The organism is Pseudomonas sp. AK181, assembly GCF_051122975.1.
GTDB classification, from domain to species: Bacteria; Pseudomonadota; Gammaproteobacteria; order Pseudomonadales; family Pseudomonadaceae; genus Aquipseudomonas; species Aquipseudomonas lactis.
Genome location: NZ_CP146348.1, coordinates 629,660 through 642,547, shown reverse-complemented (window position 1 = coordinate 642,547; position 12,888 = coordinate 629,660). Strand labels below are relative to the sequence as shown.

The following is a 12,888-nucleotide window of genomic DNA, read 5'->3' as shown; positions in this document are numbered from 1 at the left end:
TTCAGACCATCGAGAGGCGTGCGGCCCAAACCGCGGGCAGATGGCACGCAGGAAGCCCGGACTAATAAGATGGCATTGAAATCCCCCGCGTTTCGTAGAAAATTTCCGTTGCTGGTAACCGGCAGTCTGCTGGCCTTGCAACCTTTCGCCACCTCATTCGTGGTCGCCGCGGAACAGTATGACTGCTCAGTCTCTGCTTCGGGTGCCTGGGATTGCGCGCCGAAGACGGCCGCCGCCCCATTGCCACCGCGCCCGGTGCATGACGGTGCTGCCGTCAGCTCGGCCAACAGCACGCCGCAAGGCAAAGCTGGCGGCAGCGTCGACGCCGAGCCCAAGACCATGCTGGTCACCGAAGCCAAGGGCCGTGGCCTGCGTTCGCGCAGTGCCGACTACAGCCACCTGGACTGGGTACCTCGCGACAAGCTGACCGCAGCACAGTTGGCCGAAACCGGCCCTTACTGCGGCGGCGCGTACATCGAGCCGACTCGTCCTGGCATGAACGACAAGACGAACAAGAGCGATGCACCGACCTTCATCGGCGCCAAGGCCTCTCGTTACGAGCAGGAGCAGCAGGTCGCTACCCTGGCCGGTGACGTGGTCATGCGCCAGGGCAGCATGCAGCTGGAAGCGGACGAAGCCAGCCTGTACCAGGCCGAGAACCGTGGCGAACTGAACGGCAAAGTGCGCCTGCGCGACAACGGTGCCCTGATCGTGGGCGACCATGCCCAGGTCCAGCTCGACACCGGCGCCGCCCAGATCGACAACGCCGAATACGTGATGCACAAGTCGCGCATCCGCGGTAACGCGCTGTACGCCAAGCGTGCCGAGAACGCGATCATCCGTCTCAAGGACGGTACGTACACCACCTGCGAGCCGGACAGCAACGCCTGGCAGCTCAAGGGCAACAACATCACGTTGAACCCGGCCACCGGTTTCGGTACGGCGACCAACGCGACGTTGCGGGTCAAGAACATCCCGATCCTGTACACCCCGTACATCTACTTCCCGATCGACGACCGTCGTCAATCCGGCTTCCTGCCGCCGAGCTTCAGCACCGGTGGGGAAACTGGCTTTACGCTGGTAACGCCGTACTACTTCAACCTGGCACCAAACTACGATGCCACGTTGTACCCGCAGTACATGACCAAGCGTGGCTTGTTGATGGAGGGCGAATTCCGCTATCTGACCAAGTCGAGTGAAGGGCAGTTTGGTGGGGCTTACCTCAACGACGATAACGACGAGCGCAAGAACCAGACCGACTACGAAAAGACCCGCTATATGCTCAATTGGCAGCATAAGGGCGGGTTGGATTCGCGTCTGACGTCGCAGGTGGATTACACCCGGATCAGCGATCCTTATTACTTCCAGGATTTGAAGTCGTTTGAGGAAGGGGTTGAGAGCCAGGACTTCCTGAACCAGCAAGGTTCCCTGACGTACCGGGGCGACTCATATCAGGCTCGCCTGAATCTCCAGGCATACCAGTTAGCGACGATTTCTCAGATCACACCGTATGATCGGTTGCCGCAGCTCACTCTCAACGGTCAATTGCCATTCCATCCGGGTGGCTTGAACTTTAGTTATGAGACTGAAGCCGTCCGCTTTGATCGTGACTTGGAAAATGGCACCTTTACCGACGAGAACGGTGCAGTGACACCTCGTTTGGATACCAATGTCAGAGGGCTCACCCGCGCAAACGGCACGCGTTTAAACGTTGCGCCAGCGGTTGAATACCCGATGAACTGGACTTACGGTTTTATTACGCCGAAGCTCAAGTACGTCTATACAAAGTATGACTTGGACCTTGATACGATCGGTAAAAACTCACTGGCTGCCGGAGATAAATTCAAAAGCTCCCAAGACCGTGCGGTACCTATCGCCAGCGTAGACAGCGGTCTGTACTTTGATCGCAAAACCAATTGGTTCGGTAAGGACTTTAACCAGACCCTGGAACCGCGGGCGTACTACCTCTACGTACCGAACAAGGACCAAAGCGATATTCCGGTTTTTGATACCAGTGAATATTCGTTCAGCTACTCCTCGCTGTTCCGTGACAACCGCTTCAGCGGCTCCGACCGGATTGGTGACGAAAACAAATTATCCTTGGGCGTCACCAGTCGCTGGATCGAAGACAACGGCTTCGAACGCCAACGTGTTTCCGTAGGCCAAGCGCTGTACTTTAAGGATCGCGAAGTTCAACTGCCGGGCGTACTGGCCGCCGATCGCGACGATGCTCGCGCCGATGTCTCACCTATTGCCTTGGAATACGAGTTCCGCTTTAACCGTGACTGGCGCGCCACAGCTGACTATAACTGGGACACTGAAAGCCATGCCCCACGCTCTGGCAGCGCGATGTTTCACTACCAGCCGGAAGACAACCCGAACAAGGTCGTCAACCTTGGTTACCGCTATCGCAACGACCAAGTGGTCTACAACCAGCTGACCGGTAAATGGCAATTTGGTGGCGACTATGGCCAGCCAGGCGATCCGAACTTCGTGAAGGATTACTACAAAATCCAGCAACACGACTTCTCGATGATGTGGCCGATCATTCCCCAGTGGAACTTGATCACCCGCTGGCAGTACGACTATGCCCGCAACCGCACCCTGGAAGCCTTCGGTGGTTTCGAGTACGACAACTGCTGCTGGAAACTGCGTGTCATCAACCGTTACTGGGTTTCCAACGATGAATATACCCAGATCGCCCCGCTTAACGAAAAGGGTGACCACGGGCTCTTCTTCCAGATCGTCCTCAAAGGACTCGGCGGCCTGACCGGCGCCAAGGTAGAGAGCTTCCTCGACAAAGGCATTGAAGGTTATCGTGAACGTGAAGACAAAGCTTTCTGAGTGTTTGCGCCCGCTAGTGCTGGGCGCGCTGTTCCTGGGTACTGTGTCGGCACACGCCGCGGTTCAACAGCTGGATAAAGTAGCGGCCATCGTCGACAACGACGTGATCATGCAGAGCCAGCTGGACCAACGGGTCAAGGAAGTTCAGCAAACCATCGCCAAGCGTGGCGGTGGTGTGCCACCGAGCAGCGTCCTGGAACCCCAGGTACTGGAACGTCTGATCGTCGAAAACCTGCAATTGCAGATTGGCGACCGTTCCGGCATCCGTATTTCGGACGAAGAACTGAACCAGGCCGTTGGCACCATCGCTCAGCGTAACAACATGAGCATTGATCAGTTCCGCGCCGCCCTGGCTCACGATGGTTTGTCCTATGAGGACGCCCGTGACCAGATCAAGCGTGAAATGATCATCAGCCGTGTGCGCCAGCGTCGTGTGGCTGAGCGGGTTCAGGTGTCCGAGCAGGAAGTGAAGAACTTCCTGGCTTCGGACCTGGGCAAGATGCAGCTCTCCGAAGAGTTGCACTTGGCCAATATCCTGATTCCAACCCCGGACGCAGCCAACTCTGAGCAGCTCAATGCCGCTGCCGCTAAAACCCAGGCGATCTACGAGCGCCTGAAAGCGGGTGCAGACTTTGCCCAGATGGCCATTGCTCAGTCCGGCAGCGACAACGCTCTTGAAGGCGGTGACATGGGCTGGCGTAAAGCCGCTCAATTGCCACCTCCGTTTGATCGCGAATTGAGCGCCATGGAAGTCGGCGGCATTACCCAGCCAGCACGCACTCCGGGTGGTTTCATCATCCTGAAGTTGCTGGAGCGCCGCGGCGGCGAAACCTCGTTGAAAGACGAAGTCCATGTTCGTCACATCCTGGTCAAACCGAGCGAAATCCGCACCGAGGCCCAAACCAAGGAACTGGCGCAGAAGATCTACGACCGCATTGAAAGCGGTGAAGACTTCGCCACCCTGGCCAAAAGCTTCTCGGAAGACCCAGGTTCTGCCCTCAACGGCGGCGACCTGAACTGGATCGACCCGAAAGCCCTGGTGCCTGAGTTCCAGCAGGTTATGGCCGAGACACCGCAAGGCGTATTGTCCAAGCCGTTCAAGACTCAGTACGGCTGGCATGTGCTGGAAGTCCTTGGCCGTCGCGCCACGGACAACACCACCCAGGCCCGCGAGCAACAAGCCCTGACCGTGTTGCGTAACCGCAAATACGACGAAGAGCTGCAAACCTGGCTGCGTCAGATCCGTGACGAAGCTTATGTAGAGAACAAGCTGCCAGGCGCCGAGCAAACAGGCACCGACCAGGCACCCCAGTGAAACCCCAGCGTTTCGCGCTGACACCCGGCGAGCCGGCCGGCATTGGTCCAGACCTGTGCCTGCTGCTCGCCTCGCAACCCCAGCCACACCCCCTGATTGCCATTACCAGCCGCGACCTGCTCCTTGAGCGGGCCGCGCAGCTGGGTGTGGCCGTCAACCTGCTGGACGCAGCGCCGGGCAACTGGCCCGACCTGCCGGCCCCCGCCGGTAGCCTGTATGTGTGGGACACCCCGCTGCAGGCCAAGGTAGTGGCCGGGCAGTTGAACACGGCCAACGCGGCATTTGTGCTGGAGACGTTGACCCGTGCGGGCCAAGGCTGCATCGACGGCGACTTTGCCGGCATGATCACCGCACCCGTGCACAAAGGCGTGATCAACGAATCCGGCATCGCCTTTTCCGGCCATACCGAATTCCTCGCCGAACTGACCCATACCGCTCAAGTGGTGATGATGCTCGCCACCCGTGGCCTGCGTGTGGCCCTGGTGACCACCCACTTGCCGCTGCGTGAAATCGCCGATGCCATCACTGCCGAACGTGTGGAGCGTGTCACGCGCATCCTGCACAGCGACCTGCAACACAAGTTCGGCATTGCCCATCCGCGTATCCTGGTGTGTGGGCTCAACCCCCACGCCGGTGAAGGCGGCCACTTGGGCCATGAAGAAATCGACATCATTGAACCGACATTAGAGCGCCTGCGCCAAGAAGGCATGGACCTACGCGGCCCATTGCCTGCAGACACTCTGTTTACCCCCAAATATCTGGAGCACTGCGACGCAGTGCTGGCGATGTACCACGACCAGGGGCTGCCTGTGCTGAAATACAAAGGCTTTGGCGCCGCAGTCAACGTGACACTGGGCCTGCCGATCATCCGCACCTCCGTCGACCATGGCACCGCCCTGGACCTCGCAGGCAGCGGCAAGATCGATACCGGCAGCCTGCACGTGGCCCTGGAAACCGCCTATCAGATGGCCGAGACCCGTATATGACTGAGCATTACCAACACCGGGCGCGCAAGCGCTTCGGGCAAAACTTCCTGCACGACGCTGGCGTGATCGATCGCATCCTGCGCTCCATCCATGCCAAGCCTGAAGACCGCCTGCTGGAAATCGGCCCGGGCCAGGGCGCGCTGACCCAAGGCTTGCTGGCCAGCGGTGGGCAACTGGACGTGGTGGAACTGGACAAGGATTTGATTCCGATCCTCAACCAGCAGTTCGCCGGCAAAGCCAACTTCAACCTGCACCAGGGCGATGCGCTGAAGTTCGACTTCAACAGCCTTAACGCTGCGCCTAACAGCCTGCGGGTAGTCGGCAACCTGCCGTACAACATTTCCACGCCGCTGATTTTCCACCTGCTGAACAACGCCGGGATCATCCGCGACATGCACTTCATGCTGCAAAAGGAAGTGGTGGAACGTCTGGCGGCCGGCCCCGGTGGTGGTGACTGGGGCCGCTTGTCGATCATGGTCCAATATCACTGCCGCGTAGAGCACCTGTTCAACGTCGGCCCGGGCGCGTTCAACCCGCCGCCGAAGGTCGATTCGGCCATCGTGCGCCTGGTGCCGCATGCCGTACTGCCGCACCCGGCCAAGGATCACAAACTGCTGGAGCGTGTGGTACGCGAAGCGTTCAACCAACGCCGCAAGACCCTGCGTAACACCCTCAAGGCCCTGCTGAGCAACGCTGAAATCGAAGCCGCCGGCGTCGACGGCGGTCTGCGCCCCGAGCAACTGGACCTGGCCGCGTTCGTGCGCTTGGCTGACCAGCTTGCCATCCAGCCAGCGCCGTCAATGGAATGACAAAACTGTAGGAGCGAGCTTGCTCGCGAAGAATTAACAGGCGCCACGTTTTTTCAGACTGAACGCGTTATCGTTAACGACCTTCGCGAGCAAGCTCGCTCCTACAGAGCATCAGACAGCATGTCTGGCCTAGTGCCCTCCTCTTGGCCTAGACTGACCCGCATCTGCTGTCCTTCGCTTTTAAGGCCTCTTGCATGTCCGATCCTCGCTATCAGATCGACGTCAGCGTCGTTACCCGCTTCCTGGCGGACCAATCACAACCCGAACATAACCGCTTCGCCTTTGCCTACACCATTACGGTGAAGAACAACGGGCTGGTGCCGGCCAAGCTGCTGTCGCGCCACTGGGTCATCACCGATGGCGACGGCCAGGTCGAGGAAGTGCGCGGAGCAGGCGTTGTCGGCCAACAGCCGTTGATCGACGTCGGCACCAGCCACACTTATAGCAGCGGCACGGTGATGACCTCCAAGGTCGGCACCATGCAAGGCTCGTATCAAATGAAGGCCACCGACGGCCAACTGTTCGACGCAATCATCAAGCCCTTCCGCCTGGCCGTACCAGGAGCCCTGCACTGATGGCGACGTACGCGGTCGGCGACCTGCAAGGCTGCCTGGACCCTCTCAAGCGCCTGCTGGAGCGCGTAGCCTTCGACCCGGCAAATGATCGCTTGTGGCTGGTGGGCGACTTGGTCAACCGCGGCCCACAGTCCCTGGAAACCCTGCGCTACCTCTATAGCCTGCGCGACTCTCTGGTATGCGTACTGGGCAACCATGACCTGCACTTGCTTGCGGCCGGCAACAACATCGAGCGCCTCAAAAAAGGCGACACCCTGCGGGAAATCCTCGAAGCCCCAGACCGCGCTCAACTGCTCGACTGGCTGCGCCGGCAAAAACTCATGCACTACGATGAAGGCCGCAACATGGCCTTGGTGCATGCCGGCATCCCGCCCCAGTGGTCACTGAAAAAAGCCCTCAAATGCGCTGCCGAAGTTGAAACTGCCTTGGCCGATGACAACCTGTACACCGCGTACCTCGACGGCATGTACGGCAACGACCCAGTGAAGTGGGACAACGACCTCACGGGCGTGGCCCGCCTACGAGTGATCACCAACTACTTCACGCGCATGCGCTTCTGCACGGCCGAAGGCAAACTGGACCTCAAAAGCAAGGAAGGCGCCGACACCGCCCTCCCCGGCTACCAGCCCTGGTTCGCCTACAAGGAACGCAAGACCCGCGACACAAAGATCATCTTTGGCCACTGGGCCGCGCTGGAAGGCAAGTGCGATGAGCCCGGCGTGTTCGCCCTCGACACCGGCTGCGTGTGGGGCGGTGCCATGACCCTGATGAACATCGACACGGGCGAACGCCTCGACTGCCAGTGCGAATCACCTCTTTCCATTACCCCGCCGGCCGCCGCCAAGCCCTAGGAGCCCGCTATGACCGAATTCAAACGTATTCCCCCCGAACAAGCCCAGGCCCTGCGCGAGCAAGGTGCCGTAGTCGTCGACATCCGCGACCAGCCCACTTATGCCGCCGCTCACATCACCGGCGCCCAGCACTTGGATAACGTCAACATCGCCGACTTCATCCGCGCCGCAGACCTCGATGCGCCGCTGATCGTGGCCTGCTACCACGGCAATTCCAGCCAGAGCGCAGCCGCCTATCTGGTCAGCCAGGGTTTCGCCGACGTCTATAGCCTGGACGGCGGGTTTGAGCTGTGGCGTGCGACCTTTCCTTCGGAAATTTCTTCAGGCGATTCGCAATAATTTTTTTCACACCCCGCTACCCCGCGTGACGCTTGGGCTTGCGCCGTTTCTGACGAACGGCGCAGCCAAACTAATTGCGCATCGCGCCTTGACCTCCCGGATTCCGAACTATCCTTAAGCGCAGGCCATCCGAATCAGGGGAGAGCCGGTACACCGGCGTTCGGGTCATCGGTAGCGTTTCAGGGTGTTCTGGGGGGAAAACAGCCATTGGCGTGCGTCAATGGCTGCCAGCATCGACTGATTGATCCGGCGTCGGCTCCACGTATCGAGCGAGGTGACGACGTCATGAGTATCTTTAGCCACTTCCAACAACGCTTCGCGTCCACACAGCAGGAAGAACTCACGCTTCAGGAGTATCTCGAGCTGTGCAAACAGGACCGCAGCACCTACGCCTCTGCCGCCGAACGCCTGCTACTGGCGATTGGCGAGCCAGAACTGGTGGAAACCGCCAATAATTCGCGCCTGTCGCGGATATTTTCCAACAAGGTGATCCGCCGCTATCCGGCCTTTGAAGACTTCCATGGAATGGAAGAATGCATCGACCAGATCGTTTCCTACTTCCGCCATGCCGCCCAAGGCCTGGAAGAGAAGAAGCAGATCCTCTACCTGCTCGGCCCGGTCGGCGGCGGCAAGTCGTCCCTGGCGGAAAAGCTCAAACAATTGATCGAGAAGGTGCCCTTCTATGCGATCAAGGGCTCGCCCGTCTTCGAGTCGCCCCTGGGCCTGTTCAACGCCACGGAAGATGGCGCGATCCTCGAGGAAGACTTCGGCATACCGCGGCGCTATCTAAACACCATCATGTCGCCGTGGGCCACCAAGCGCCTGGCCGAGTTTGGCGGCGATATCAGCCAGTTCCGTGTGGTGAAACTCTACCCGTCGATCCTCAACCAGATCGGCGTGGCCAAGACCGAACCCGGCGATGAAAACAACCAGGACATTTCGGCGCTGGTGGGCAAGGTCGATATCCGCAAACTGGAAGAATTCCCACAAAACGATGCCGATGCCTACAGCTACTCGGGCGCATTGTGCCGGGCCAACCAGGGCCTGATGGAATTCGTGGAGATGTTCAAGGCACCGATCAAGGTGCTGCACCCACTGCTGACCGCTACCCAGGAAGGCAACTACAACAGTACTGAGGGCCTGGGGGCGATTCCGTTTACCGGGATCCTGCTGGCCCACTCCAACGAATCGGAATGGCATACCTTCCGCAACAACAAGAACAACGAAGCCTTCATCGACCGGATCTATATCGTCAAGGTGCCGTACTGCCTGCGGGTCAGCGATGAAATCAAGATTTACGACAAGCTGCTGTTCAACAGCTCCCTGGCCAAGGCCCACTGCGCGCCCGACACCCTGAAAATGCTTGCCCAGTTCACTGTGCTGTCGCGCCTCAAGGAGCCGGAGAACTCCAATATCTATTCGAAGATGCGCGTCTACGACGGCGAAAACCTCAAGGACACCGACCCCAAGGCCAAGTCGATCCAGGAGTACCGTGACACAGCCGGTGTGGACGAGGGCATGAACGGTCTGTCGACACGCTTTGCGTTCAAGATCCTGTCCAAAGTTTTCAACTTCGACCCTCACGAGATCGCCGCCAACCCGGTGCACTTGCTCTATGTGCTGGAACAGCAGATTGAACAGGAGCAGTTCCAGGCCGAAACCCGCGAGCGCTACCTGCGCTTCCTCAAGGAATACCTGGCGCCGCGCTACATCGAGTTTATCGGCAAGGAAATCCAGACCGCTTACCTGGAGTCTTACAGCGAGTACGGCCAGAACATCTTCGACCGCTACGTGCTGTACGCCGATTTCTGGATCCAGGACCAGGAATACCGCGACCCGGAAACCGGCGAAATCCTCAATCGCGTGGCCCTCAACGAAGAATTGGAAAAGATCGAGAAACCCGCCGGCATCAGCAATCCGAAGGATTTCCGCAACGAAATCGTCAACTTCGTACTGCGCGCCCGTGCCAACAACAACGGCAAGAACCCCACTTGGCTCAGCTACGAGAAGCTGCGAGTGGTCATCGAGAAGAAAATGTTCTCCAACACCGAGGACCTGCTGCCCGTCATCAGCTTCAACGCCAAAGCCAGCAAGGAGGATCAGCAAAAACACAACGACTTCGTCACACGCATGGTCGAGCGAGGCTATACCGACAAACAGGTACGGCTACTCTCCGAGTGGTATCTGCGGGTTCGCAAATCGCAGTAAGGCAGCGGCAAGCGCGCACTGCCAGGCAACCGGCCTGGCAGGCGACCGCTTGTCCCTAAGCTTCCAGCTCGCGGCTTGAAGCTTGTAACGTGAAGCTGCCCGGAGGGCTCCCTATGAGCTATGTGATCGACCGACGCCTCAATGGCAAGAACAAGAGCACGGTAAACCGCCAGCGTTTCCTGCGGCGTTACCGTGACCACATCAAAAAGGCGGTAGAAGAGGCCGTCAGCCGCCGTTCCATCACCGACATGGAGCATGGCGAACAAATCAGTATTCCCGGCCGGGACATCGACGAACCGGTGCTCCACCATGGCCGCGGCGGCAAACAGACCGTGGTGCACCCCGGCAACAAGGAATTCACCACCGGCGAACATATCCAGCGCCCGCAAGGCGGTGGCGGTGGTAAAGGCCCGGGCAAGGCCGGCAACTCTGGCGAAGGCATGGACGAGTTCGTGTTCCAGATCACCCAGGAAGAATTCCTCGAATTCATGTTCGAAGACCTGGAATTGCCCAACCTGGTCAAGCGCAATCTCACCGGCACCGACACCTTCAAGACCGTACGCGCAGGCATCAGCAACGAGGGCAACCCTTCGCGTATCAACATCATCCGCACCCTGCGTTCAGCCCATGCCCGGCGCATCGCCCTGTCCGGCAGCAGCCGCGCCAAACTCAAGCAGGCCAAGGAAGAGTTGGCACGTTTGAAGCGCGAAGAACCGGACAACTTCGGCGATATCCAGGAAATAGAGGCGGAAATCGAAAAACTCAGCGCGCGCATTCACCGCGTGCCGTTCCTCGATACCTTTGACTTGAAATACAACCTGCTGGTCAAGCAACCCAACCCCAGCTCCAAGGCTGTAATGTTCTGCCTGATGGACGTTTCCGGCTCCATGACCCAGGCCACCAAGGACATCGCCAAGCGTTTCTTTATCCTGCTGTACCTGTTCCTGAAACGGAACTACGACAAGATCGACGTCGTGTTCATCCGCCATCACACCAGCGCCCGGGAAGTGGACGAAGAGGAGTTTTTCTACTCGCGGGAAACCGGCGGCACCATCGTTTCCAGTGCACTGAAGCTGATGCAGGAGATCATGGCAGAGCGCTACCCCGCCAACGAGTGGAACATCTACGCCGCCCAAGCTTCTGACGGCGACAACTGGAACGACGACTCGCCGATCTGCCGGGACATTTTGATCAACCAGATCATGCCGTTCGTGCAGTACTACACTTACGTCGAAATCACCCCCCGTGAGCACCAGGCCCTGTGGTTCGAATACGAGCGCATCGGCGAAGCCTTTGCCGACACGTTCGCCCAGCAGCAACTGGTCTCGGCCGGCGATATCTACCCGGTCTTCCGTGAACTCTTCCAGCGCAGGTTAGTGACATGACCGCCAAAAAAGAGAACAAGCGCCAACCCATTTCCACCGGCTCCGAGTGGACCTTCGAACTGATCCAGGCCTATGACCGGGAAATCAGCCGTATCGCGGCGGGTTATGCCCTGGATACCTACCCCAACCAGATAGAAGTCATCACGGCTGAACAGATGATGGATGCCTATGCCTCGGTGGGCATGCCGCTGGGCTATCACCATTGGTCCTACGGGAAACACTTCCTCAGTACCGAGAAGTCCTACACCCGTGGCCAGATGGGCCTGGCCTACGAGATCGTGATCAACTCCGACCCGTGCATCGCGTACCTGATGGAAGAAAACACCATCTGCATGCAGGCGCTGGTAGTGGCCCATGCCTGCTATGGGCATAACAGTTTCTTCAAGGGCAATTACCTGTTTCGCACCTGGACCGATGCCAGTTCGATCATCGATTACCTGGTGTTCGCCAAGCAATACATCATGCAGTGCGAGGAGCGCCACGGTATCGATGCGGTGGAAGACCTGTTGGACTCCTGCCATGCGCTGATGAATTACGGGGTTGATCGCTATAAACGCCCGTATCCGATTTCTGCCGAGGAGGAGCGGCTGCGCCAGAAAGAACGCGAGGAGCACCTGCAGAAACAGATCAACGACCTGTGGCGCACCATCCCCAAGCGCGCCGACAAAAACAGCGACAAGGACAATGCACGCTTCCCCGCCGAACCTCAGGAAAACATCCTGTATTTCCTGGAAAAACACGCACCGCTGCTGGAACCCTGGCAGCGCGAAATCGTGCGTATCGTGCGCAAGATCGCGCAATATTTTTATCCACAGCGCCAAACCCAGGTGATGAACGAAGGCTGGGCTACCTTCTGGCATTACACCCTGATGAACGACCTGTACGACGAAGGCCTGGTCACGGACGGCTTTATGATGGAGTTCCTCACGTCCCACACCAGCGTGGTCTTTCAGCCAGGCTTCGACAGCCCGTATTACAACGGCATCAACCCCTATGCGCTGGGTTTTGCCATGTACCGCGATATTCGCCGTATGTGCGAGCATCCCACAGAGGAAGACCGCCGCTGGTTCCCGGAAATCGCCGGCAGCGACTGGCTATCGACCATCAAGTTCGCCATGAGCAGCTTCAAGGATGAGAGTTTTATCCTGCAGTACCTGTCGCCCCAGGTGATTCGCGACCTCAAGCTGTTCAGCATCCTGGACGACGACCTCAAGGATGACCTGGTGGTGCCTGCCATCCACGACGAACCCGGCTACCGTATCATTCGCGAAACCCTGGCCGCGCAATACAACCTCGGTAACCGCGAGCCTAATGTGCAGATCTACAGCATCGACGTGCGTGGCGACCGTTCGCTGACCTTGCGTCACCAGCAGCACGACCGCAAACCCTTGGGCGAATCCACTGAGGAAGTGCTCAAGCACCTGCATCGGCTCTGGGGTTTTGATATTCATCTGGAAACCCTGCAGGGCGACCAGGTGATGAAAACCCACCATGTACCACCGCGCAGCGATCATAACGACAACGACTACGGCCGCCTGGACATGGCCGTCGTTCATCTCTGAAACAGCAAAGCCTC

At 58.8% G+C, this 12,888-nt stretch carries 10 protein-coding genes; all 10 read left to right on the top strand.

The window, feature by feature from the left end; all coding sequences use genetic code 11:
• Positions 1 to 69: 69 nt before the first annotated feature.
• The 10 genes from V8689_RS03010 to V8689_RS02965 all read left to right on the top strand — a co-directional run bounded on the left by V8689_RS03010 (position 70) and on the right by V8689_RS02965 (position 12,874).
• On the top strand, positions 70 to 2,844 hold the full coding sequence (locus V8689_RS03010) for an LPS-assembly protein LptD (protein WP_056784004.1): 2,775 nt from the start codon (positions 70 to 72) through the stop codon (positions 2,842 to 2,844).
• Positions 2,825 to 4,159: a peptidylprolyl isomerase gene (locus V8689_RS03005; RefSeq protein ID WP_138762894.1), complete on the top strand. Its 1,335-nt coding sequence runs from the start codon at positions 2,825 to 2,827 to the stop codon at positions 4,157 to 4,159. The genes V8689_RS03010 and V8689_RS03005 overlap by 20 nt, the downstream gene beginning before the upstream one ends.
• A complete protein-coding gene (gene pdxA / locus V8689_RS03000; protein WP_056784000.1) occupies positions 4,156 to 5,145 on the top strand; it encodes a 4-hydroxythreonine-4-phosphate dehydrogenase PdxA in 990 nt (329 codons plus the stop codon). Before V8689_RS03005 ends, pdxA begins: the two co-directional genes overlap by 4 nt.
• A complete protein-coding gene (rsmA, locus tag V8689_RS02995) occupies positions 5,142 to 5,954 on the top strand; it encodes a 16S rRNA (adenine(1518)-N(6)/adenine(1519)-N(6))-dimethyltransferase RsmA (protein WP_056783997.1) in 813 nt (270 codons plus the stop codon). Before pdxA ends, rsmA begins: the two co-directional genes overlap by 4 nt.
• A 194-nt stretch (positions 5,955 to 6,148) precedes the next feature.
• Positions 6,149 to 6,529 (top strand): Co2+/Mg2+ efflux protein ApaG, encoded by a 381-nt coding sequence (apaG, locus tag V8689_RS02990; protein ID WP_056783994.1) that lies wholly within the window; start codon positions 6,149 to 6,151, stop codon positions 6,527 to 6,529.
• Positions 6,529 to 7,380 carry a symmetrical bis(5'-nucleosyl)-tetraphosphatase gene (locus V8689_RS02985; protein ID WP_056783990.1) on the top strand — a complete coding sequence of 284 codons (852 nt, stop codon included), beginning with the start codon at positions 6,529 to 6,531 and terminating at the stop codon, positions 7,378 to 7,380. Before apaG ends, V8689_RS02985 begins: the two co-directional genes overlap by 1 nt.
• A gap of 9 nt (positions 7,381 to 7,389) precedes the next feature.
• Positions 7,390 to 7,719: a thiosulfate sulfurtransferase GlpE gene (gene glpE / locus V8689_RS02980; RefSeq protein ID WP_056783987.1), complete on the top strand. Its 330-nt coding sequence runs from the start codon at positions 7,390 to 7,392 to the stop codon at positions 7,717 to 7,719.
• A 285-nt stretch (positions 7,720 to 8,004) separates the two neighbouring features.
• The gene (locus V8689_RS02975; RefSeq protein ID WP_003194732.1) at positions 8,005 to 9,927 is read left to right on the top strand and encodes a PrkA family serine protein kinase; all 1,923 of its coding nucleotides are present in this window, start codon (positions 8,005 to 8,007) and stop codon (positions 9,925 to 9,927) included.
• Positions 9,928 to 10,040: 113 nt separating this feature from the next.
• The gene (locus V8689_RS02970) at positions 10,041 to 11,312 is read left to right on the top strand and encodes a YeaH/YhbH family protein (RefSeq protein ID WP_003194735.1); all 1,272 of its coding nucleotides are present in this window, start codon (positions 10,041 to 10,043) and stop codon (positions 11,310 to 11,312) included.
• Entirely contained in the window at positions 11,309 to 12,874 is a 1,566-nt protein-coding gene (locus V8689_RS02965; RefSeq protein ID WP_003194736.1) for a SpoVR family protein, read from the top strand. Before V8689_RS02970 ends, V8689_RS02965 begins: the two co-directional genes overlap by 4 nt.
• Positions 12,875 to 12,888 lie beyond the last annotated feature (14 nt).